A 23,487-nucleotide genomic window follows, 5' to 3' on the forward strand; every position below is an offset into this window, starting at 1 on the left:
GACCTATGGGCCTGAAGATCACGACAATCGAGCGGCTTCCGATTGCAACTGATCGGGATTATTACATCTATTTTCTAGATTATGGTTGGGAAGAGCCTCTTAGCCAAGCTCTATATAATAATTTTGATATAGTCGCTTCTTTTGCAGCTGAAAACAAGTCTTTGCTAATATCCGGTCTTTACCGAAGGGAATTTGCAAATGAAATCTTAAGTTGGCATCACATAAATGGTGAGAATGCCGAAAAGTTTCTTCCTGCGGTGATGGTTTCAGATTGTGACCCCAGAGCTTTAGCAGGTTCGAATGAATCTTTCTCGTCTGAGAAATCCTATTTAAATAGATCTACCCGGAATCCGATTCCAGCAAGATTTATTTTAATTCCTCTGCGAGAAGTATGTAAGACACAAACTGATGTCGTGGATGTTCTCGGTAAATTGATGAATGACATTCGACATAAGAGAGAGATATGCAATTTTGAATTGCAGAATATTTTAAATCATCCTGAGCGTGGTCTCTCTGAGGCATTTGTTCTCCGGCCGTCACTATATGGAGTTGGTGTCGATTTGAAAGAATTGTGGCGACTCGGTTCAAATTATTTCAAGGCGCGGCGGACGGGAGCCGATGACTAACCCCCCCCGCCGTCTCGTCACTCCGGACAAGCGCGTGGATGATCCCACGGAAGCGTCGCTGCGGCCGCAGAATCTGGTCGAATTCGTCGGGCAGGAGCAGGCACGCGCCAATCTGCGGGTGTTCATCCAGGCCGCGAAGGCGCGGGGCGAGGCGCTGGACCATGTGCTGTTCGTCGGTCCGCCGGGGCTGGGCAAGACCACGCTGGCGCAGATCGTGGCGCGCGAGCTGGGGGTCGGCTTCCGCTCGACCTCCGGCCCGGTCATCGCCAAGGCGGGGGATCTGGCGGCGCTGCTGACCAATCTCGAAGAGCGCGACGTGCTGTTCATCGACGAGATTCACCGCCTCAACCCGGCGGTGGAGGAGATCCTCTATCCCGCGATGGAGGATTACGAGCTGGACCTCATCATCGGCGAGGGGCCGGCGGCGCGCTCGGTGAAGATCCAGCTGTCCAAATTCACGCTGGTCGGCGCGACGACGCGCTCGGGCTTGCTGACCACGCCGCTGCGCGACCGTTTCGGCATCCCGATCCGGCTGAATTTCTACACGATCGACGAGCTGGAGCTGGTGGTGACGCGCGGCGCCCGGGTGCTGGGCATTCCCATCTCCAAGGACGGCGCGCGCGAGATCGCGCGGCGCGCGCGCGGCACGCCGCGCATTGCCGGCCGGCTGCTGCGCCGGGTGCGCGACTTCGCCCTCGTGGCCGGCAAGGACATCATCGACCGCGCGGCGGCGGATCACGCGCTGTCGCATCTGGAGGTCGACAGTTCCGGCCTCGACCAGATGGACCGGCGCTACCTCACGGTGATCGCCATGAATTATGGCGGCGGGCCGGTGGGCGTGGAGACCATCGCCGCCGCGCTCTCCGAGCCGCGCGACGCGATCGAGGAGATCATCGAGCCCTATCTCGTGCAGCAGGGCTTCATCCAGCGCACCCCGCGCGGGCGCATGCTCACCGCGCACGCCTTCAAGCATCTCGGCCTCGCCGCCCCGCCGAGCACCAGCCCGATGCCGCTGTTCGACGACGGCGAGTAGCGCCGCCCGCTCTCCCCGGCGGGGAGAGGTCTCGCGACATCGCTCGACGTGCCACCCTCCGTGATGTAAGCCCCTTTCACATGAGCTGGACCAAGAACGGCGGCGAATCCCGCGGCTATCATCACGGCAACCTTCGGGAAGCACTGATGAAGGCCGCGCTCGAACTGATCGCGGAGAAGGGCACCGCCGGCGCCACCTTCGCCGAGGCGGCGCGCCGGGCCGGGGTGAGCCCGGCCGCGCCCTATCGCCATTTCCGCGACCGCGACGAACTGATCGCCGCCGTGGCGGCGGAGGGCTTCGAGCGCTTCACCAAGGCGCTGCAGGCGGGCTGGAACGAGGGCCGGCCGACTCCGGTGGAAGCTTATGAGCGCATGGGGCGGGCCTATCTCGACTTCGCGCGCCGCAACCCGGCGGAATATGTCGCGATGTTCGAGACCGGCCTGTCGAGCGAGGCGCATCCCGCGCTCGACCAGGCGGGCCAGCGGGCTCTTGGCGTGCTGCGCGAGGCGGCGGAGGTCGTGGTCGCGTCCATGCCCGCGCCGGGACGTCCGCCCGCGCTGATGGTGGCGCTGCACACCTGGGCGCTGGCGCATGGCGTCGCTTCGCTGTTCGGCCGCTCCGACGGTTCCCGCCGCAAATTGCCCATGCCACCGGAAGACCTGCTTGAAGCCGCATTCCTGGTCTATCTCCGGGGGCTCGGCGCGCCCGGCAACTGACCGGGAGCGGCCCGGCAAGGGCGCTTCGTCCTGTTTTGCCGTCTCGGCGCGCGGCAAAGCCGCCCGGATCCGCCACAAAAGGATTTCAATGTAACGATCCTTGACAAGCTGCCGCAGCGTGCCTACCTATGTGAATGTGATTAACATTAACCCAGGAACGGATGCCATGGAGCTCGCTCAAAAGCTCGATAGTTACGGCAAGCCCGCCTGGATCGCGCTCACGGTCCTCGGCTTCATGGCCTGGTGGCCCCTGGGACTGGCGATCCTGGCTTTCTCGATAGGGAGTGGACGAATGTTTTGTGGCAAGCGTCGCGGCCTCGGCCGCTGGCAGGAAGACGGCGCGGAAGCGGTTCGCAACGCCTTTGGCGGTCGATTCCGCGGGTTCCCTTCCAGCGGCAACCGCGCTTTCGATGAGTATCGCGAGGAGACGCTGCGCCGTCTCGAAGACGAGCAGCAGGAGTTCAAGGGCTTCCTGGATCGTCTGCGCCAGGCCAAGGACAAGGCTGAGTTCGACCAGTTCATGGCCGATCGCCGCAACCGCCCCGCGCCCTCGCCGGCGCCCGCTCCCGAGCAGCCGCAGGACTGGGAGCAGAACTGACCGGCAGCCGAACGCCTTGACCCGTGAGGGGGCCCGATCCGTCCCTTGATCCAGTCTCCCTCCGATGGTCGACCGGGCCGCGTCCTTTGTTCACAAAGGGCGCGGTCTCGTTTATGAGGGCCGGATGAACGAGCGCCCCGATCCCTTTACCCCCGAAGCCCTGAAGTCGGATCCCTATCTGCACCTCGCCGGCCGGCTGGTGCCGGGCGGGCATGTGCTGCCCGTGCGGGTCTATTACGAGGACACCGACTTCTCCGGCATCGTCTACCACGCCAATTACCTCAAGTTCATGGAACGGGCGCGCTCGGACAACCTGCGCCTCATCGGCGTGGTGCAGGGCGACCTGTTCGGCGAAGCGCTGGCCGAGGCTCCCGGCTTTGCCTTCGTGGTGCGCTCGATGGAGCTGCAATTCCTGCGCCCCGCCCGCATCGACGATGTGCTGGAAGTTCACACCAGCCCCAGCGAGGTGGCGGGCGCCTCGATCACGCTGACCCAGAAGGTGATGCGCCGCGACGAACTCATGGTGGTGGGGCAGGTCAAGGTTGCCTTCGTCTCGCAGGGACGGGCGCGTCGCATTCCCGATGCGCTGCGAACGGCGATGAAGGCCGCGCTGGATCATCCGGGAAAGCCGTGAGCTTCTCACGCCTGTCGCAGGAGCGCCCTATCGCTGTTGCGTTGCGGCAACGCTAACCCGGCATTAACCCTATCGGCCGCTTAATCTGGCTGGCGCAAGCCCTTGTGCGCCCTAGTTTCGGCGGATTCGCCGTCGAACACGGGCTAAGGATTCAGCGGATGGAATCGGCATCTTGCCGGTTCGTTCCGCCGAAGGGGCGGTTCAGTCGAAGGGCGTTGCGCATCGTGCGTTCCGGCCGACCGTCCGGACGGTGGCCGGTCCTTGTTCTGAGGTTAAAGAGATCACATGAATCCTGCCGATGTGGCGCAAACGGCCATGGCAGCCCCCGCCGGCGACCTTTCGCTGATCGGGCTGTTCCTCCAGGCCAGCATCTTCGTGAAGATCATCATGGTCGGGCTCATCCTGGCCTCGGTCTGGGTGTGGGCGATCATCATCGACAAGACGATCCTGTTCCAGCGCATGAAGCGCCAGATGGATCGCTTCGAGGCGACCTTCTGGTCGGGGCAAAGCCTCGAGGAACTCTATCGCTCGCTGTCTTCCCGGCCCAACCATGCGATGGCGGCCATCTTCGTCGCGGCGATGCGCGAGTGGAAGCGGTCCTATGAGGGCGGCGCCCGCTCCTTCGCCGGCCTGACCCAGCGTCTCGACAAGGTGATGGACGTGACCATCGCCCGCGAGGTGGAGCGCCTGGAAAACCGGCTGCTGGTGCTGGCGACGGTCGGCTCGGCCGGGCCGTTCATCGGCCTGCTGGGCACGGTCATCGGCATCATGACCTCCTTCCAGTCGATCGCGGCGTCCAAGAACACCAGCCTCGCGGTTGTGGCGCCCGGCATCGCCGAAGCCCTTTTCGCGACAGCAATCGGCCTCTTCGCGGCCATCCCCGCGACGATTTTCTATAACAAGTTCATTTCCCAGGTGAACAGGCAGGCATTGAGGCTGGAAGGCTTCGCGGACGAGTTCTCGGCCATCCTGTCGCGGCAGATCGACGAGCGGGGCTGACGCGCGATGGGGATGTCCTCGGGAGGCGGTGGAGGCGGCCGGCAGTCGCGGCGCTCGCGTCGTCGCGGCGGCGCCGCCGTCATGGCGGAAATCAACGTCACGCCGATGGTCGACGTGATGCTGGTGCTGCTGATCATCTTCATGGTCGCGGCGCCCATGCTCACCGTCGGCGTGCCGCTCGACCTGCCGCAGACGCAGGCGCAGGCCGTGTCGCAGGATCACCAGCCGCTGGTGATCTCCATCAACAATCAGGGCCAGGTCTTCATTCAGGACACCGAAATCCAGTTCGACGAACTCGTGCCCAAGCTGCAGGCTATCGCCAAGGCCGGCTATGACGAGCGCATTTTCGTGCGCGGCGACAAGACGGTGGACTATGGTACCGTCATGAAGGTGATGGGCCGTCTGTCGGGTGCCGGATTCAAGCGCGTGGCCCTCGTTTCCGAAGTCGAACAGGGGAACTGAGCGTCATGCGCGCGGGTCTCGTCTCTTCGGCCGTCCTCCACGCTGGAATCATCGGCTTCATGCTGGTGTCCTTCTCCTCGGCGCGCCCGTTCGAGCCGATGCAGGAATCCACGCCGGTCGACATCATCTCCGATGCGGAGATGAGCCAGATGATGGCGGGCAAGAAGGACGCGCCGAAGGCCGAGGCGCCGAAGCCCGTGGTCGAGAAGGTCGAGGCGCCCAAGCCCACCGAGCAGCTCGACGCCAAGGTTGACGACGCCAAGCCGGAAGTGAAGGCCGCCAACGAGCCGGCTCCGCCTCCGCCGCCACCTCCGGCGGAAGCCAAGCCCGAGCCCAAGCCGCCGGCGGCCCAGGCGCAGGCCAAGCCCGAGCCGACGCCGCCATCGGCCGCCGAATCGCTCGCGTCCAAGCCGCCCGAGCCCAAGAAGGACGAGCCCAAGCCCGAGCAGCAGGCGCAGGCCAAGCCCGCCCCGGCACCGCCGAAGAAGCCGAAGGACATTCCCCCGAAGGTGGTGCAGACGCCGCCGCAGGACCAGCAGCGCGAGTTCAAGCCGAACGAGATCGCGGCGCTGCTCGACAAGCGGACGGCGACGCGCCAGTCGGCGGTGGGCGACACCATCAACTCGACCGCCGCTCTCGGCGCGCGGGTCGGCACGGCCTCGACACTCTCGCAGACCGAAATCGATGCCTTGCGCGCCCGGCTGATGCAGCTGTGGAACCCGCCGGCCGGTGCCTCGAACCCCGAGGAACTGGTCGTCACGGTGCGCCTGCGGCTCAATCCGGACGGCACGCTCTCGGGTCCGCCGATGGTGGTGACGTCGGGCACGAGCCAGTTCTTCATGGCGGCGCGCGAGAGCGCGATGCGTGCCATTTTCCGCGGTCAGCCCTTCAACATGCTGTCCCCCGCGAAATACGACTCGTGGAAGGACATCGAGGTCACTTTCGATCCCCGCGAAATGGTACGGGGTTGATCCGGGGCCCGGCATTTGCTTTTGAGACATTCATCATGACAGAGCTTATCCGCCCCGGTTTCGGGGGTCTTCCCATCGGCCGTCGCGGTCTCATCACCGGAGCCGGCGCGCTTGCCGGCGTCGGGCTGCTCACGCGGCCGGCCGCGGCCGTGCTGAAGCTCGACGTGACGCAGGGCACCGTCCAGCCGCTGCCCATCGCCATTTCCGAATTCGTCGGTGGCGGCAGCCCGCAGGATATCGAGGCGGGCAAGGGCGTCTCGCAGATCATTTCCGCGGACCTGCGCCGTTCGGGCCTGTTCGCCCCGATCGACCCGGCGGCCTTCGTGGAGAAGATCACCAACCCGGACGCCTCGCCGCGCTTCCAGGACTGGCGCGTGATCAACGCGCAGGCGCTGGTGACGGGCCGCGTGACCCGCCAGGGCGATGGCCGCGTGAAGGCCGAGTTCCGCCTGTGGGACGTGTTCGCCGGCCAGCAACTCATCGGCCAGCAATATTTCACCCAGCCGGAGAACTGGCGCCGGGTCGCCCATATCATCGCCGACGCGATCTATGAGCGCCTCACCGGCGAGAAGGGCTATTTCGACACCCGCATCGTCTTCGTGGATGAGTCCGGGCCGAAGGAGAAGCGCATCAAGCGGCTCGCCATCATGGACCAGGACGGCGCCAACGTGACCTATCTCACGCGCGGCGACGACCTCGTGCTGACGCCGCGCTTCTCGCCGACCAGCCAGGAAATCACCTATATGAGCTACGGCAAGGGTGAGCCGCGCGTCTATCTGCTCAACATCGAGAACGGCCAGCGCGAGGTGGTCGGCAATTTCCCGAACATGAGCTTCTCGCCGCGCTTCGCGCCGGACGGGCAGCGGGTGATCCTGAGCCTGCAGCAGGGCTCGAATGCCAACATCTTCGTGATGGACCTGCGCTCGAAGGCGACGACGCGCCTCACCGATACGCCGGCCATCGACACCGCCCCCTGCTACTCGCCGGACGGCACGCAGATCTGCTTCGAGAGCGACCGCGGCGGCACCCAGCAGATCTACGTGATGAACCCCGACGGCTCGAACCAGCACCGCATTTCCTTCGGCCAGGGGCGCTATTCGACCCCGGTCTGGTCGCCGCGCGGCGACGTCATCGCCTTCACCAAGCAGACCGGCAGCGGCTTCGCCATCGGCATCATGCGTCCGGACGGGCAGGGCGAGCGCATCCTCACCGAGGGCTACCACAATGAAGGCCCGACCTTCGCGCCGAACGGCCGCGTGATCATGTTCTTCCGCGACCCCGGCGGGGCGGCGGGGCCGCAACTCTATACGGTGGACGTCACGGGCTATAACGAGCAGCGCGTGCCGACACCGAGCTATGCCTCCGACCCCGCCTGGTCGCCGCTGCGTTCGTGACGCGGTAGGGAACCGTTAACCATAAGAAACAGTTGATGTGTCGGCCGCGAAATCGACGCATTTGGTCAAGGTTCCGTAAAGCAAGACGGAACATTCATTAACGTGAAGCACGCTAGGTCGGGGCGGCCCGATCAGGGAATTTTGGGAGTCAGCGGTTATGATCCGTATGTTGCGCCAGCTGGGCGGAGCGCGCGTCGCCTTCATCGTCGGCCTCGCTATGCTCGCGGCCGCCTGCGCCAAGAATCCGATGGATGGCGCCGGGCAGGCGCTCGGTTCTGCCCCTCCCGGCAGCCCGCAGGAATTCATCGTCTCGGTCGGCGATCGCGTGTTCTTCGAAAGCGACCAGAGCGACCTGAGCTCGCAGGCCCAGGCCACGCTCGACAAGCAGGCGCAGTGGCTCAACCACTATGCCAAGTACACCTTCACCATCGAAGGCCATGCCGACGAGCGCGGCACCCGCGAATACAACATCGCTCTCGGCGCCCGGCGGGCCCAGAGCGTGCGCGACTATCTGGTCGGGCGCGGGGTGGATGCCAACCGCATGCGCACCATCTCCTACGGCAAGGAGCGCCCGGTGGCGGTCTGTAACGATATTTCCTGCTGGTCGCAGAACCGGCGCGCGGTCACGGTGCTGAACTCCACCGGCTCCTGACGGGGTCGTCGGCGCCGGGCGGCGCGCCTCGCGATATCAAGGCCCGGACCGCCCGCGCGGACCGGGCCTTGTCGTTTTGGCGGCCCGGGCCGCGATGCGTGGCGGCCGGGGTCAAACTTTGGACGCGATCGGCCTCGTATGTTCGACTATACTGCACCGCCCGTTCCGGTGCGTTGCCTCGCCCGTCCCCATTCCCTTCGTTGTTCAGTGATGATGGTCCGTCTCTCGCGCTTTTCCGCCTCGCTCGTGCTCGCTGGTGCCCTGGCCTTGACGCTGGCGCCGCTGGAAAGCGCCCATGCGCAGGCCAATAACGATTTCTTCGGCAACCTGTTCAAGCCACCCGGTCAGGTGCGCTCGGGCAATACCGCCCCGCCGCCGGATGCCGATGAGGGCGGATCTGCCACCACGCGGATCGACCGGCTGGAGAACCAGTTTCGGCTGCTGACCGGCCAGATCGAGCAGCTGCAATATCGTAACCAGCAACTCGAGCAGCAGGTGCGCTCGCTTCAGGGCGAGATCGACTTCCGCCTCGGCGGCACGGGTGGTGCTGCGGCTGCGGGCGGTGCGGCGCCCCGTGCCAATCCGCCGGTCGCGGGAGCCCCCGGCGGCGTCGCGCCGATCCTCGATCCGGCGCCCGCGCGACGCTCGGATGCGTTCGATCCCAACGCGCAGGCGGCCGCGCCGGGCGTTCCGCGCCCGCTTGGCACCACCACGCCCTCGGCACCGGTTGCCGGGCAGCCGGGCGCGCCGATGGATCTCGGCCAGCTCTCGGGGGCGGTGGCGGCGGGCGGAGCGCCCGTGGCGGCGCCGTCCAACAGCCCGAAGGATGTGTTCGACGTCGCCTATAATTCCGTGCTCCGGCAGGATTACGTGCAGGCCGGCCAGGGCTTCGACCAGTTCCTCAAGCTCTACCCCAATGACCGCGCCGCCCCCGATGCCTATTACTGGCTGGGCGAAACGCAGTTCCAGCGGAAAATCTACAAGGAGGCAGCGCAGAGCTTCCTCAAGGTCTCGACCGACTATCCCAACGCGGTGAAGGCGCCGGACGCGCTGCTGCGGCTCGGCCAGTCGCTGGCCGCCATCGGCGAGAAGGATGCCGCCTGCGCCACGCTCAACGCGGTCGGCAACAAATATCCGCGCGCGTCCGCCACCATCAAGCAGGGGGTGGAGCGGGAGCAGAAGCGTGTCGGCTGTTGAGGCCGATCTCGCGCAAGCTGACCTCGGCGGGATTTCGCCCGCCGCGCTGACCCTTCTGTTCTCGCCCTTCGCCCCGCATGAACGGCTGCTGCTGGCGGTTTCCGGCGGGCCGGATTCCACCGCGCTGCTGCTGCTGGCGGCGCGCTGGCGTCGTCTTCGCGACACCCCGGCGGATCTGTTCGTCGCCACGGTCGACCATGGCCTGCGGCCGCAGGCGCGGGCCGAGGCGCGGGCGGTCGGGAGGCTCGCGCGCGCGCTTGGGCTGGATCATGCCGTGCTGGAGCTTCCCGCGCCGCTGCCGGCGACCCGCCTGCAGGAGGCGGCGCGCCATGCCCGCTACGACCTTCTGCTCGACCATGCCCGTGCGATCGGCGCCAGCGCCATCGCCACCGCCCATACCCGCGACGACCAGGCCGAGACCGTGCTGTTCCGGCTCATGCGCGGCTCGGGGCTCAGTGGGCTCGGCGGCATTCCCACGGAACGGGCGATGGGCGGGGTCCGGCTGATTCGTCCGCTGCTCGGGATCGACAAGGCCGATCTGGTGGCGCTGTGCCGGCAGGCCGGCGTGGCCTTTGCCGACGATCCCTCGAACCAGGATGCCCGCTTCGCCCGCGCGCGGCTGCGCGCCCTGCTGCCCCTGCTGGCTCGGGAGGGGCTGAATGCCGAGCGATTCGCACGGCTTGCCGGCCGCATGGCGCGGGCCGAGGCGGCGCTGGAGGCGGCGACCGGGGAGGCCGCGGCCCGGCTGGTGCGTGAAGGCGATCCGCTGGAGATGGCGCGCGCCGGCTTTCACGATCTGCCGGACGAGATCGGCCTGCGCCTGCTGGGGTGGATGATCGAGCGGGCCGGGCAGGGGAAGGTCGAACTTGCCAAGCTGGAGGCGCTGCATCTTTGGCTGAAGGCGCTTGGTTCGGCGCCGCGAGGGGCGCGCACGCTGGCCGGTGCGCTGGTGCGAGTGTCGCTGCGGAGTATCCAGGTAGGGCAAGCGCCGGCGCGGCGCACGGGCTGACGCACGTTTTATGGCGTAATCGCCTGTTCGGAGCCTGCGCCTTGCGCCCGCCATCTTGGCAAGCCTCAATGCGACACCTAAATTACTCTGCGACAAGGGAGGACCGCCGGCGACGGCGGAGCCCGCGCGTCGGCGATCGGCCGGCGCCGAAAGGAACGTGATGAACGCCAATATTCGCAACTTCGCCCTTTGGGTGATCATCGTTCTCCTGCTTCTGGCGCTTTTTTCGCTGTTCCAGAACCCGGCCCAGCGCCAGGCGGCGAACGACATCAGCTTCTCGCAGCTGCTCAACGAGGTCGATCAGGGTCGCGTGCGCGACGTGGTGATCCAGGGGCCGGAAATCAGCGGCACCTTCACCGACGGGCGCTCGTTCCAGACCTATTCGCCCAACGATCCCTCGCTGGTGCAGCGCCTCTATGGCAAGGGCGTCGCGATCACGGCCAAGCCGCTGACCGACAACGTGCCGTGGTTCGTCAGCCTGCTCATCTCGTGGCTGCCCTTCATCGCGCTGATCGGCGTGTGGATCTTCCTGTCGCGCCAGATGCAGGGCGCCGGCGGCAAGGCCATGGGCTTCGGCAAGAGCCGCGCCAAGCTGCTCACCGAGGCGCATGGGCGCGTGACCTTCGAGGATGTCGCCGGCATCGACGAGGCCAAGAGCGACCTTACCGAGATCGTGGAATTCCTGCGCGATCCGCAGAAGTTCCAGCGCCTCGGCGGCCGCATTCCGCGCGGCGTGCTGCTGGTCGGCCCGCCCGGCACCGGCAAGACGCTGCTGGCCCGCGCCATCGCGGGTGAGGCGAATGTGCCGTTCTTCACCATTTCGGGTTCGGACTTCGTCGAGATGTTCGTCGGCGTCGGCGCCAGCCGCGTGCGCGACATGTTCGAGCAGGCCAAGAAGAACGCGCCCTGCATCATCTTCATCGACGAAATCGACGCGGTCGGCCGTCATCGCGGCGCCGGTCTCGGCGGTGGCAATGACGAGCGCGAGCAGACCCTGAACCAGTTGCTGGTGGAGATGGATGGCTTCGAGGCCAATGAGGGCATCATCCTCATCGCCGCGACCAACCGTCCGGACGTGCTCGACCCCGCGCTGCTGCGTCCCGGCCGCTTCGACCGCCAGGTCATCGTGCCGAATCCGGACGTGGTCGGCCGCGAGCAGATCCTGAAGGTGCACGCCCGCAAGATCCCGGTCGCGCCGGACGTCAACCTCAAGGTCATCGCCCGCGGCACGCCCGGCTTCTCCGGCGCGGACCTCGCCAATCTCTGCAACGAGGCCGCCCTCATGGCCGCCCGGCGCAACAAGCGCATGGTGACGATGAGCGATTTCGAGGACGCCAAGGACAAGGTGATGATGGGTGCGGAACGCCGCTCGCTCGTCATGACCGAGGACGAGAAGGCGCTGACCGCCTATCACGAAGGCGGCCATGCCATCGTCGCGCTCAAGGTTCCGGCGACCGACCCGGTGCACAAGGCCACCATCATTCCGCGCGGCCGTGCGCTCGGCATGGTGATGCAACTGCCCGAGCGGGACAAGCTGAGCATGTCCTACGAGCAGATGACCTCGCGCCTTGCCATCATGATGGGCGGGCGCGTGGCGGAAGAGCTGATCTTCGGGGCGGTAAAGGTGACATCCGGCGCCGCTTCCGACATCGAGCAGGCCACCCGCCTGGCCCGCATGATGGTCACGCGCTGGGGCTTCTCGGACAAGCTCGGCAATGTCGCCTATGGCGAGAACAATGACGAGGTGTTCCTCGGCATGTCGATGCAGCGCCAGCAGAATGTTTCCGAGGCGACGGCGCAGACCATCGACAGTGAAGTGCGCCGTCTGGTGGACGAGGGCTATGCGGAAGCCAAGCGCATTCTGACCGAGAACAAGGACCAGCTCGAGGCGCTCGCGCGCGGCCTGCTGGAATACGAGACCCTGTCCGGCGACGAGATCATCGGTCTTCTCGATGGCAACGCCCCGGTGCGCGACACCACGATCGAGCCCGCCCATACGCGCGGCTCGGTGGTGCCCAGCGCGGGCAAGAACCGCCCGCCGCGCCCCGATGCCGGCATGGAGCCGCAGCCGCAGGCCTGATGCGGACGCGGGTTCACGACACGACATCAAAATCAAAGCCCCGGCCTCGCGCCGGGGCTTTTTTCATGGGGCGGGGCGCGGGCCGGGAGCCAGCATGCCGTCGCCTCCGCCGAGCCCGCCACGGGCGGCCCCGCCTCCAGGGCGCGTGGCGCCCGGCGATGTCGGCGCGATGATGGCGCCTTCCCTGCGATACCGATAGCGGGTAGCGGGGTGCGCCCGCATGGCACGATCATTGTATCCTTTCCTCTGCGTGAATAGCGCGCAATCGCCGGGCTGGAAGCGGAAGGGGATCGAGCATGGCAGGCAAGGTACATCCGGTCGACGCAGTGCTGCCGTGGCCGCGGCTGGCCACGCTGGGGCTGCAGCATGTGCTGGTCATGTATGCCGGCGCGGTCGCGGTGCCGCTCATCATCGGGCGCGCGCTGAAGCTGCCGCCGGAGGATGTCGCCTTTCTCATCAGCGCCGACCTGTTCGCCTGCGGCATCGCCACGCTGATCCAGAGCCTCGGCTTTCCCGGAATGGGCATCCGCCTGCCGGTCATGATGGGCGTGACCTTCGCCTCGGTCGGCCCGATGCTGGCCATGGCGGGCGATCCCTCGATCGGCCTGCTCGGCATCTACGGCTCGGTGATCGCGGCCGGCGTGTTCGGCATCCTCATCGCGCCCTTCGTGTCGCGGCTGCTGCCGCTGTTCCCGCCGGTCGTGACCGGCACGATCATTCTGGTGATCGGCATCTCGCTGATGCGGGTCGGCATCAACTGGGCCGGCGGCGGGTTGCCGATGCTGACCCGCGTGGTGGATGGCGTGCCGGGTTCCTTCCCCAATCCCGGCTATGGGCAGTTGCAAGGGCTCGGCATCGCGCTGTTCGTGCTGCTCGTCATCCTCGCGCTCACAAAATGGGGGGAGGGTTTCCTCGCCAATGTCGCGGTGCTGCTCGGCATTGTCGCGGGCTGTGCGCTGGCGAGCGTGCTGGGCATCATGCATTTCGAGAATGTGGCGGCGGCGGCATGGTTCGCCCCGGTGCTGCCCTTCCATTTCGGCGTGCCGAGTTTCCACCTCGTGCCGATCCTCACCATGTGCCTCGTCATGGTGGTGGTGATGATCGAATCGCTCGGCATGTTCCTCGCGCTCGCCGACATGACCGGCCGCAAGCTCGACCGCGCGGCGTTGACGGCGGGGCTGCGGGCGGACGGTGTCGGGACGCTGATCGGCGGCATCTTCAACACCTTTCCCTACACGTCCTTCTCGCAGAATGTCGGGCTGGTCGGCGTCACCGGGGTGCGCTCGCGCTTCGTGACGGCGGCGGGCGGCGTCATCATGCTGGCGCTGGGGCTGCTGCCGAAAATGGCCGCCATCGTCGAGGCCGTGCCGCAGGTCGTGCTCGGCGGGGCGGGGCTGGTCATGTTCGGCATGGTCGCGGCCACGGGTGCGCGCATTCTCACCAATGTCGACTTCCGCACCAACCGGTTCAATCTCTATGTCGTGGCGGTGTCGGTCGGCTTCGGCATGATCCCGCTGGTGTCGCCGCATTTCTTCAAGAACCTGCCGCATGCCCTGCAGCCTCTGCTGGAATCCGGCATCCTGCTCGCCGCGCTGGTGGCGGTGGGGCTCAATGCTTTCTTCAACGGTTTGCGCAGCGGCGCGGAAGTGGAGCGTGCGGCGGCGAGCGCGGCAGCGGCCGTGGAGCATGGCTGAGTCCGGCCGTAAGGTGCGCTTACACTTTGTGAAGCGTCCCGCAATAGCCTCAATGCTAAGGAATTCAACACAAAGAGGTTGAATGTTCGGCCTCGCCCGAAATACGTGCCGGCGGCAGACACGTCCGCCGGAGCATTGAGGCACAGAATGGCGCGCAGGTTCTTCGGCACGGACGGCATTCGCGGCCGTGCCAACGGCATCATCACCCCCGAACTGGCGCTGCATGTCGGCATGGCCACAGGCCTGGTGTTCCATCGCGGCGAACACCGCCATCGCGTGGTGATCGGCAAGGATACGCGGCTGTCCGGCTACATGATCGAGAACGCGCTGGTGGCCGGCTTCACCTCGGTGGGAATGGATGTGCTGCTGCTCGGCCCGATGCCGACCCCGGCAGTGGCCATGCTCACCCATTCCATGCGCGCCGATGTCGGGGTGATGATCTCCGCCTCGCACAATCCGTTCGACGATAACGGCATCAAGCTGTTCGGGCCGGACGGCTACAAGCTGTCCGACGCCATCGAGGGCCAGATCGAGGACCTGCTCACCGGCGACATGTCGGCCCGCCTCGCGCCGCCCGCGCAGATGGGCCGGGCCAAGCGGCTGGAAAGCGTGCACGCGCGCTATATCGAGTTCGCCAAGCGCACGCTGCCGCGCAACCAGTCCTTCGAAGGGATCCGGGTGGTGGTGGACAGTGCCAATGGCGCGGCCTATCGCGTGGCGCCGGAAGCGCTGTGGGAACTCGGCTGCGAGGTGATTTCCATCGGCGACAAGCCGGACGGCTTCAACATCAACCGCGAGGTCGGCTCCACCGCGCCCGAGGCGCTGGCGGCCAAGGTGCGCGAAGTCCGCGCCGATCTCGGCATCGCGCTCGATGGCGATGCCGACCGCGTGCTGATCGTCGACGAGAAGGGCCATCTGGTGGATGGCGACCAGCTCATGGCCGTGGTGGCCGAGAGCTTCAAGGAGGACGGGCGGCTCACGCGCGACGGCATCGTCGCCACCGTCATGTCCAATCTCGGGCTGGAGCGGCACCTCAACGGGCTCGGGCTCACGCTGGAGCGCACCCCGGTGGGCGACCGCTACGTGCTGGAGCACATGCGCGCCAACGGCTTCAATGTGGGCGGCGAACAGTCGGGCCACATCATCCTGTCGGATTATTCGACGACCGGGGACGGGCTGGTCGCGGCGCTGCAGGTTCTCGCCATGGTGCAGCGGCGCCAGCGCCCGGTGTCCGAGGTGTGCCACCGCTTCGATCCGCTGCCGCAGATCCTCAAGAATGTGCGCTACAAGAACGGGCGCCCGCTGGAAAATGACGGGGTGATCAAGGCCATCGCCGCGGCCGAGCTGCGCATCAACAGCCATGGCCGGCTGCTCATCCGCCCCTCGGGCACCGAGCCGGTGATCCGCGTGATGGGCGAGGGCGACGACCGCGACCTGGTCGAATCCGTGGTGAACGATATCGTCGATGCGGTGGGCAAGGCCGCGGCGTGATTGTCTCCCTCTCCCCGGGGGGAGAGGGACGGGGTGAGGGGCCCGCCCTCAGCAGCCCCTCACCCGGCGCTGTGCGCCGGCCTCTCCCCATTGGGGAGAGGTGAGGTGCTCGCATGAATCCCGTCAGCGGCGGCATGAGTCCCGTCAGCGGCGAAGGTCGCCGACATTCACCCGTCCAGCCGGCGCAGCAGGCCGCGATAGATTTCGTCGTCGTCGCACAGGCCGGCGAGGCGGCCGAGATTGTCGACCAGCAGGATCGGCAGGTCGGTGTGCCGCTTCAGCTCGATCGCCGCCTTCAGCTTGAGATCGACCGGCGCGACGATGCAGTCGGCCTCATGGGCCAGCTTGTCGTCGATCACCCCGGCCTCGCCGTCCGCCGTGGCGAGCAGACCGGCGCGGCCGTCGACATCGAGCGAGAGCGGGCGGCCCTCGCCATCCACCTTCAGCCGCACATGCCCGCTCTTGTCGAGAACGACCTGGTCGCCCTCGCGCGGCAGGCTGGCAGCCGGGCGCATCACCGCCGTGCCGCGCAGCACGTTGAGCGGGTTCATGTGCTTCACGAACTCGGCGACATAGGCGTTGGCCGGGCGCAGCAGGATATCCTCCGCCGTGCCGGCCTGCACGATGCGCCCGCCTTCCATGATGGCGATCTTGTTGCCGAGCTTGAGCGCCTCGTCGAGGTCGTGGCTGACGAAGACGATGGTCTTGTGGATGCGGCGCTGCAGGTCGAGCAACTCGTCCTGCAGCTTGTCGCGGATCAGCGGGTCGAGCGCGGAGAAGGGCTCGTCCATGAGGAGGATGTCGGCATCGGTGGCGAAGGCGCGGGCGAGGCCCACGCGCTGCTGCATGCCGCCGGAAAGCTCGTTGGTGTATTTCTCCGCCCAGTTGGTGAGCCCGACCATGGCGAGCTTCTCGTCGACGATGCGGCGGCGCTCGGTGGCGGGCGTGCCGCGCAGCTCCAGCCCGAAGCCGACATTGTCGCGCACCGTGCGCCAGGGCAGCAGGCCGAATTGCTGGAACACCATGGAGACGGTGTTCATGCGGATGTCGCGCAGCGTGGCCTCGTCGCAGCGGGCGACATCGATCATCGCCCCCTTGTGCTCGACCATCACCGCGCCGCGCGCCACCTCGTTCAGCCGGTTGATGGCGCGCAGGATGGTCGACTTGCCCGAGCCCGACAGGCCCATCAGCACGCAGATCTCGCCGCGCTCGATTGCAAGGCTCACCCCGGCGGCGCCCAGCACGGCGCCCGTGGCCGTGAGGATTTCATCGCGCGTGCGGCCTTCGTCGATCAGTTTTAGCGCGCCCTTCTGGTCGGCGCCGAAGACGATGTCGATGTTGCGGAATTCGACGGCGGACATGATGCACCTCACCCCTTGCGCGAGCGGCGCTCGGGCCGCTTGCAGACGCGGTCGAGCACGATGGCGAGCACCACGATGGCGAGGCCCGCCTCGAAGCCCATGGCGATGTTCACCGAGTTCAGCGCGCGCACCACCGGCTTGCCGAGCCCGTCCGCCCCCACGAGCGCGGCGATGACCACCATGGACAGGCTGAGCATGATGCACTGGGTGATGCCGGCCATGATGGTCGGCAGCGCATGCGGCAGTTCCACCTTGAACAGCAGCTGCGTCTTCGTCGCGCCGAACGCCTTGCCCGCCTCATAGAGCGCGGGCGGCACCGAGGAGATGCCCAGATGCGTGAGGCGGATCGGCGCGGGAATGGAAAAGATCACCGTGGAGATCAGCCCCGGCACGGCGCCGAGCCCGAACAGCACCAGTGTCGGGATGAGATAGACGAAGGTGGGAATGGTCTGCATCAGGTCGAGGATGGGCCGGATGCCGGTATAGAGCCAGGGCCGGTGCGCGGCGGCGATGCCGATCGGCACGCCCACCACGACGCAGACGAAGGTGGCGCAGAAGACGAGGGAGAGCGTTTCCATCGTCGCCTGCCAGTAGCCAAGATTGGTGACCAGCAGCAGCGCGCCGAGGATGAACACCACCAGCCCGACCGAGCGGTGCACCAGCCAGGCGACCAGCGCGAAAATCGCGATGAGCAGCAGCGGCGGCACCCAGAGCAGCGCGGCGGTGAAGCCGCCGATCAACCCGCCGAGAACCAGCGAGATGAAGTCGAACACGCTCTGCCCGTGCGTGGTCAACAGGTCGACGAAATCCCTCAGCCAGATGCCGAGTGGGATCTTGTGCTCGGTCAGCCAATCATACATGGCGCGCTCCCGGCGGGCGGAGGGGTGTGAGGGCGGGTGGGGCGATTGTTCACGCCCGAGGTCAGGGTCGCTTGAACATTTCCGCCATGGCGGGCGTCGAAGATCGGGTGCGGGCGGCACCGGTGGCGGCGCCGCCAGACGACGCGATGGCGCGCGTCACCGATGCCGGGTGCGGGCCTGTCCGCCGATCGCAGCGCAGCCCATGCTCGGGCGCGGGGGCATCGATTCCCCGCCCGGCGCGGCGGTGCTCGCACGGGCGCCTCGGCCGGCTCCGCCCACCTTGCGGGGGGGAGCCGGAGGGGCGGTGCTCAGATCTTGAGCGCGGCCTTGACCGCCGGCACGGCCGGCTTGCCGTCGATCGTGGTCACGCCGGCGAGCCAGGGTTCCCACACCGAGGGATTGGCCTTCAGCCACGTGGTCGCCGCCTTCGGGCCGTCCATCGCGTCGAGCAGGATGTAGCCCATCACCACGTTCTCGGCATCGAGCGAGAATTTCAGGTTCTTGAGGAAGGTACCGACATTGGGGCACTCGGCGACATAGCCGGCGCGAGCGTTGGTGTAGATGGTGGCGCCGCCATAGTTCGGGCCGAACACGTCGTCGCCGCCCGTCAGGTAGCTCATCTTGAACTTGGAATTCATCGGGTGGGGCTCCCAGCCGAGGAAGACGATGGCTTCCTTGCGCTTGGAGGCGCGTTCCACCTGCGCCAGCATGCCCTGTTCGGAGGATTCGACGAGATCGAAGCCCTTCAGGCCGAACTTGTCGTCCTTTATCATGTCGAGGATCAGCCGGTTGCCGTCATTTCCCGGTTCGATACCGTAGATCTTGCCGCCGAGCTTGTCCTTGAACTTGGCGATGTCGGCGAAGGACTTGAGGCCCTCGTCATAGAGATAGGTCGGCACCGCGAGCGTGTACTTGGCGCCTTCGAGGTTCACACCGATCACTTCGACGCTCTTGTCGTCGCGATAAGGCTTCAGGTCGGCTTCCATGGTCGGCATCCAGTTGCCGAGGAAGACGTCGATGTCCTTGGTCTGCATCGACTTGTAGGTCACGGGTACCGCGAGCACCTGCGTCTTGGTCGTGTAGCCCAGCGCCTCCAGGATGGTGGACGCGACCGCGGTGGTGGCGGTGATGTCGGTCCAGCCGACATCGGCGAAGCGTACCGTCTTGCAGATAGCGGGCTCGGCGGCCTGCGCCGCGTCGCGCAGGGCGGGGGTGAAACCGAGCACCAGCCCGAGGGCGGCCGCGGCCAGAGTGTTGAACGTGCGCATAGATGGCTGTTCCCGTTGCATCCTGCCTGGATCATGGAACCGGGCCGGCGACACGCCAAGCCCCGGCACGACCGGTTTCGACAAGTCGGGGTCGCTTCGATCCACCGCGCGGGCGCGGCGTCGTCATGCCGGGTCGTCGCCGCGGCGGCGGTTCGGCAGGCGTGCGATCGACCCTCTCCGCATCGCGTCGCTCATGCCGGCGACCTTGAGATGCGGCCTCTGGAGGCTTCTTTTGAACAGTCATTCAAAACGCGAATGGGCCCTTTGTCACGCGTAATTTTTGCCCAGGAATTCTTATTTTTCGGGCCATTTGCGGGCAGTTTGACGATATCCGCCACGCCGGCAGTATCCACGCGACGTGCCATACCGCTCGCGTGTCCGCCCGCCGGGCAGGGTCTTCCGCACGATGGCGAACTGTGTATTGTATGATCATTCAATAACGAATGTTCCGAGCGCATGTCCCGTCGCGCGGGCCGTCATCGCCCGTTCCAGAGACGGAGCGTGGCCGATCAGGAGGAGGTGGTGGTGGCCGGATCCGACGCGCATGCCCGTGTTCCTCCCCAGAATTCCGCCCAGAATTCCGCCCAGAATGCCACGTCGATTGCCGGCCCGCCGCCCGAGGGGGCCGACGCCGCACCCGACCGCCGCCGCGCGCCGGAGGATGTGCGCCGCCGGCAATTGATCGACGCCACCATCGAATCGCTGGCCGAAATCGGCTTCAACGCCTCGACACTCGCCCAGATCGCCCGCCGCGCCGGTGTCTCGCCCGGGTTGGTGGCGCATTATTTCGGCGATAAGGATGGGCTGCTGGAGGCGACGCTGCGTTTCCTCTCGCTGCGGCTCTATCGTGCCACGGCGCTGCGGCTGCGCGAGGCGAGGGGGCCGCGCGCGCGCGTGCAGGCGCTGATCGATGCCAATCTCGCCCCCGAGGAATTCGACCAGCGCACCTCCAGCGTCTGGCTCGCCTTCTGGGGGCAGGTGCTGCATTCCGAGCGATTGCGGCGGGTGCAGCGCGTCTATCAGGCGCGCATGCTGGCCAATCTCCGCCACGACCTGCGCGGCATCGTCGCGCCAGGCGAGGTGGCGCGCCTCGCCATCACCATCGCCGCCGTCATCGATGGCCTGTGGCTGCGCTCCTCTCTCTCGGCGGCCGGGGAGACCGATTCGGTCAGCGCCCGGCAGATCGCCGCCCTCTTCGTCGATGCCCAGATCGCCGCCGCCTGGAGTGGCGGTGAACGCCCGGCCGCTTCCCTGAACGGACACCTCGTCATGACACCTCGTCCCCCGCTTCTCGCCAATCACATTGGCGGCCGCTACCACGCCACCGGCGGCGCCACCTTCGAGACCCGCAATCCCGCCACCGGCGACGTGCTGGCGGAAATCGAGATCGCCGGCGAGGCCGAGGTCGAAGCCGCCATCGCCGCCGCCCGCACGGGCCAGAAGCGGTGGGCCGCGATGACCGGGGCCGAGCGCGGGCGCATCCTCAAGCGCGCCGCGGATCTGCTGCGGGCGCGCAATGACGAGTTGGCGCGGCTGGAAACGCTGGATACCGGCAAGCCGATTCAGGAAACGCTCGTGGTCGATGTCGCCTCGGGCGCCGACTGCATCGAGTATTACGCCGGCCTCGCGGCCGGACTGTCGGGCGAGCATGTCGATCTCGGCCCCTCGGCCTTCGGCTATACCCGCCGCGAGCCGCTCGGCATCGTCGCCGGCATCGGCGCGTGGAACTATCCCCTGCAGATCGCCTGCTGGAAATCCGCTCCCGCGCTCGCCTGCGGCAATGCCATGCTGTTCAAGCCGGCGGAACTCACCCCGCTCACCGCGCTCAAGCTCGCGGAAATCTATGCGGAAGCCGGCGTGCTGGAGGGCGTGTTCAACGTGGTGCAGGGTTTTGCCGAGACCGGCCGCCTGCTCACCCGCCATCCCGCCATCGCCAAGGTCTCGCTCACCGGCGAGGTCGGCACCGGCCGGAAGGTGATGGCGGACGCGGCCGGCGCGCTGAAATATGTGACGCTGGAACTGGGCGGAAAATCGCCGCTCATCGTGTTCGACGATGCCGATATCGATGACGCGGTGTCCGGCGCGCTGCTGGCGAATTTCTATTCAGCCGGCGAAGTATGCTCCAACGGGACACGCGTCTTCGTGCATGAGAGCGTGCGCCCGGCCTTCATCGAGAAGCTGGTCGCCCGTGTCGAGAAAATGGTGGTGGGCGATCCGCTGGATCCGGCAACGCAGGTCGGCGCGCTGATCTCGCCCGACCACATGGAGAAGGTGCTCGGCTATATCGCGAAGGGCAGGGCGGAGGGCGCGAAGCTGCTGGCCGGCGGAGCGCGTGTCACCGCCAATGGCCTGAGCATGGGCGCCTTCATCGCGCCCACCGTTTTCGATGGTTGCACGGACGGCATGAGCATCGTGCGCGAGGAGATTTTCGGCCCGGTCATGGCGGTGCTCTCCTTCACGGATGAGGACGAGGTGATCGCCCGGGCCAACGATACCGAATTCGGCCTCGCCGCGGGCGTGTTCACCCGCGATCTGGCGCGCGGCCACCGGGTGATCGCCCAGCTCCACGCCGGCACCTGCTGGATCAACCATTACAACATCACGCCGATCGAGCTGCCCTTTGGCGGGGTCAAGCAATCGGGCCTCGGCCGGGAGAACGGCAAGGCGGCGATCGAGCACTACACCCAGCTGAAAAGCGTCTATGTCAATCTCGGCCATGTCGAGGCACCCTACTGATGGCCAGCACCTCGCCCGACATCTTCGACTATGTCATCATCGGCGCCGGCTCGGCCGGCTGTGTCCTGGCCGACCGGCTGAGCGCGGATGGTACCAATCGGGTACTGGTGCTCGAATATGGCGGGTCGGACCGCTCCATGTTCATCCAGATGCCGAGCGCGCTCTCCATCCCGATGAACATGAAGAAATACAACTGGATGTACGAGAGCGAGCCGGAGCCCGGGCTCGGCGGCCGGCGGATGCACTGCCCGCGCGGCAAGGTGCTGGGCGGCTCGTCCTCGATCAACGGCATGGTCTACATGCGCGGTAGCCCGGCCGATTTCGACCGCTGGCAGGAGGAGGGCGCGCAGGGCTGGTCCTATGCCGACGTGCTGCCCTATTTCCGCAAGGCCGAGAGCCGGCAAGAAAGCCGCGACTCGGGGGGCGATGAATATCGCGGGGCAGAGGGGCCATTGGCCAACCGCTACGGCCCGTTGAAGAACCCGCTCTACAATGCCTTTGTCGAGGCGGCGGTGCAGGCTGGGTATGCCGCCAGCGACGATGTCAACGGCTTCAACCAGGAAGGCTTCGGCCGCATGGACATGACCGTCAAGGACGGCGTGCGCTGGTCGGCGGCCAATGCCTATCTCAAGCCGGCGATGAAGCGGGCCAACCTTCGGGTGGAGACCCATGCCCGTGTCGAGCGCATCCTGTTCGAGGGGCGCCGGGCGGTTGGGGTCGCCTGGTCGCGCGGCGGCGAGAAGCACCATGCGCGTGCCGGCCGCGAAGTGATCCTTTCGGGGGGCTCGATCGCCTCGCCGCAAATGCTGAAACTGTCCGGCATCGGCGATGCGGACGAGCTGAAATCGCACGGCATCGAGGTGATCGCGCATCGGCGCGGCGTCGGCGAGAACCTGCAGGATCACCTGGAGATCTATTTCCAGCAGGCCTGCACCCAGCCGATCACGCTCTATTCGCAGATGGGCCTTCTTGCGCGCGGCATGATCGGCGCTCGCTGGCTGCTGACCCGGGACGGGCTTGGCGCGACCAACCATTTCGAGACCTGCGGCTTCATCCGCTCGCGCGCGGGTGTCGCCTCGCCGGACATCCAGTATCATTTCCTGCCCCTGGCCGTGACCTATGACGGGCAGGGCATGGCAAGCGAGCACGGTTTCCAGGCCCATGTCGGGCCGATGCGCTCCAAGAGCCGTGGCTGGGTGCGGCTCAACTCCGCCGATCCGTTCGACAAGCCGCGCATCCAGTTCAACTATCTCACCCATCCCGACGATCTCGTGGAGTTCCGCGCGACCGTGCGCCTCACCCGCGAGATCTTCGCGCAACCCGCGCTCGCCCCCTATCGCGGCCGGGAGATCCAGCCCGGCGCGGGCGTGACCAGCGACGCGGCGATCGACGACTTCGTGCGGGCGCATGTCGAGAGCGCGTATCATCCCTCGTGCTCGTGCAAGATGGGCGCGGCAAGCGACCCGCTGGCGGTGGTGGACCCGCAGATGCGGGTGATCGGCGTCGAGGGGCTGCGGGTGGTGGATTCCTCCACCATGCCGTCCATCACCAATGCCAATCTCAACGCGCCGACCATCATGCTGGCCGAGAAGGCGGCGGATCATATCCTCGGCAAGCCGCTTCTGGCGCCCTCCACCGCGCCCTATCACGTGGCGCCCGACTGGCGCACCGCGCAGCGCTGAGCGCGGTGGGGGAGGCGCCGGCCG

The 23,487-nt window shown here is 66.6% G+C and carries 20 protein-coding genes; 17 read left to right on the forward strand and 3 right to left on the reverse strand.

Annotated elements, in window-relative coordinates:
* Positions 1-5: 5 nt before the first annotated feature.
* The 15 genes from QOZ99_RS06025 (at position 6) to glmM (ending at position 15,556) form a co-directional block, all read left to right on the forward strand.
* Positions 6-626: a hypothetical protein gene (locus QOZ99_RS06025; RefSeq protein ID WP_306889083.1), complete on the forward strand. Its 621-nt coding sequence runs from the start codon at positions 6-8 to the stop codon at positions 624-626.
* A complete protein-coding gene (gene ruvB, locus QOZ99_RS06030; protein ID WP_306889084.1) occupies positions 619-1,659 on the forward strand; it encodes a Holliday junction branch migration DNA helicase RuvB in 1,041 nt (346 codons plus the stop codon). Before QOZ99_RS06025 ends, ruvB begins: the two co-directional genes overlap by 8 nt.
* An 80-nt stretch (positions 1,660-1,739) precedes the next feature.
* Positions 1,740-2,375 (forward strand): TetR/AcrR family transcriptional regulator, encoded by a 636-nt coding sequence (locus tag QOZ99_RS06035; protein WP_306889085.1) that lies wholly within the window; start codon positions 1,740-1,742, stop codon positions 2,373-2,375.
* 166 nt (positions 2,376-2,541) lie between these two features.
* A complete protein-coding gene (locus QOZ99_RS06040; protein ID WP_306889086.1) occupies positions 2,542-2,973 on the forward strand; it encodes a DUF2852 domain-containing protein in 432 nt (143 codons plus the stop codon).
* A 124-nt stretch (positions 2,974-3,097) separates the two neighbouring features.
* Positions 3,098-3,607 (forward strand): tol-pal system-associated acyl-CoA thioesterase, encoded by a 510-nt coding sequence (ybgC, locus tag QOZ99_RS06045; protein WP_306889087.1) that lies wholly within the window; start codon positions 3,098-3,100, stop codon positions 3,605-3,607.
* A 285-nt stretch (positions 3,608-3,892) separates the two neighbouring features.
* Positions 3,893-4,606: a protein TolQ gene (tolQ, locus tag QOZ99_RS06050; protein WP_183190554.1), complete on the forward strand. Its 714-nt coding sequence runs from the start codon at positions 3,893-3,895 to the stop codon at positions 4,604-4,606.
* A 6-nt stretch (positions 4,607-4,612) separates the two neighbouring features.
* The gene (gene tolR / locus QOZ99_RS06055; protein ID WP_306889088.1) at positions 4,613-5,068 is read left to right on the forward strand and encodes a protein TolR; all 456 of its coding nucleotides are present in this window, start codon (positions 4,613-4,615) and stop codon (positions 5,066-5,068) included.
* A 5-nt stretch (positions 5,069-5,073) separates the two neighbouring features.
* Positions 5,074-6,039, forward strand: coding sequence for a cell envelope integrity protein TolA (tolA, locus tag QOZ99_RS06060; protein WP_306889089.1), 966 nt, complete (start codon positions 5,074-5,076; stop codon positions 6,037-6,039).
* A gap of 35 nt (positions 6,040-6,074) precedes the next feature.
* Positions 6,075-7,433 (forward strand): Tol-Pal system beta propeller repeat protein TolB, encoded by a 1,359-nt coding sequence (tolB, locus tag QOZ99_RS06065; RefSeq protein WP_183190551.1) that lies wholly within the window; start codon positions 6,075-6,077, stop codon positions 7,431-7,433.
* A 166-nt stretch (positions 7,434-7,599) separates the two neighbouring features.
* Positions 7,600-8,085 (forward strand): peptidoglycan-associated lipoprotein Pal, encoded by a 486-nt coding sequence (gene pal, locus QOZ99_RS06070; protein WP_370876810.1) that lies wholly within the window; start codon positions 7,600-7,602, stop codon positions 8,083-8,085.
* A 210-nt stretch (positions 8,086-8,295) separates the two neighbouring features.
* The gene (gene ybgF, locus QOZ99_RS06075; RefSeq protein ID WP_306889090.1) at positions 8,296-9,282 is read left to right on the forward strand and encodes a tol-pal system protein YbgF; all 987 of its coding nucleotides are present in this window, start codon (positions 8,296-8,298) and stop codon (positions 9,280-9,282) included.
* Positions 9,269-10,291 carry a tRNA lysidine(34) synthetase TilS gene (gene tilS / locus QOZ99_RS06080; protein WP_306889091.1) on the forward strand — a complete coding sequence of 341 codons (1,023 nt, stop codon included), beginning with the start codon at positions 9,269-9,271 and terminating at the stop codon, positions 10,289-10,291. The genes ybgF and tilS overlap by 14 nt, the downstream gene beginning before the upstream one ends.
* Before the next feature lie 160 nt (positions 10,292-10,451).
* Entirely contained in the window at positions 10,452-12,371 is a 1,920-nt protein-coding gene (gene ftsH / locus QOZ99_RS06085; RefSeq protein ID WP_306889092.1) for an ATP-dependent zinc metalloprotease FtsH, read from the forward strand.
* A gap of 296 nt (positions 12,372-12,667) precedes the next feature.
* Positions 12,668-14,065, forward strand: coding sequence for a nucleobase:cation symporter-2 family protein (locus QOZ99_RS06090; protein WP_306889093.1), 1,398 nt, complete (start codon positions 12,668-12,670; stop codon positions 14,063-14,065).
* A 147-nt stretch (positions 14,066-14,212) separates the two neighbouring features.
* Positions 14,213-15,556 (forward strand): phosphoglucosamine mutase, encoded by a 1,344-nt coding sequence (glmM, locus tag QOZ99_RS06095; RefSeq protein WP_306889094.1) that lies wholly within the window; start codon positions 14,213-14,215, stop codon positions 15,554-15,556.
* A 167-nt stretch (positions 15,557-15,723) separates the two neighbouring features.
* On the opposite strand, the gene choV is transcribed toward glmM, so the two are convergent.
* The 3 genes from choV to QOZ99_RS06110 all read right to left on the reverse strand — a co-directional run bounded on the left by choV (position 15,724) and on the right by QOZ99_RS06110 (position 19,045).
* Positions 15,724-16,917: a choline ABC transporter ATP-binding protein gene (choV, locus tag QOZ99_RS06100; protein WP_306889095.1), complete on the reverse strand. Its 1,194-nt coding sequence runs from the start codon at positions 16,915-16,917 to the stop codon at positions 15,724-15,726.
* A gap of 8 nt (positions 16,918-16,925) precedes the next feature.
* Positions 16,926-17,777 (reverse strand): choline ABC transporter permease subunit, encoded by an 852-nt coding sequence (gene choW, locus QOZ99_RS06105; protein ID WP_183190543.1) that lies wholly within the window; start codon positions 17,775-17,777, stop codon positions 16,926-16,928.
* 308 nt (positions 17,778-18,085) lie between these two features.
* The gene (locus QOZ99_RS06110; protein ID WP_306889096.1) at positions 18,086-19,045 is read right to left on the reverse strand and encodes a choline ABC transporter substrate-binding protein; all 960 of its coding nucleotides are present in this window, start codon (positions 19,043-19,045) and stop codon (positions 18,086-18,088) included.
* A 663-nt stretch (positions 19,046-19,708) separates the two neighbouring features.
* Between QOZ99_RS06110 and betB the strand changes: the two genes are divergently transcribed.
* Positions 19,709-21,781 (forward strand): betaine-aldehyde dehydrogenase, encoded by a 2,073-nt coding sequence (gene betB / locus QOZ99_RS06115; RefSeq protein WP_306889327.1) that lies wholly within the window; start codon positions 19,709-19,711, stop codon positions 21,779-21,781.
* Entirely contained in the window at positions 21,781-23,463 is a 1,683-nt protein-coding gene (gene betA / locus QOZ99_RS06120) for a choline dehydrogenase (protein WP_306889097.1), read from the forward strand. Before betB ends, betA begins: the two co-directional genes overlap by 1 nt.
* Positions 23,464-23,487: the final 24 nt, after the last annotated feature.

Origin of the sequence: Ancylobacter amanitiformis, assembly GCF_030814815.1 — a bacterium.
Taxonomy (GTDB): domain Bacteria; phylum Pseudomonadota; class Alphaproteobacteria; order Rhizobiales; family Xanthobacteraceae; genus Ancylobacter; species Ancylobacter amanitiformis.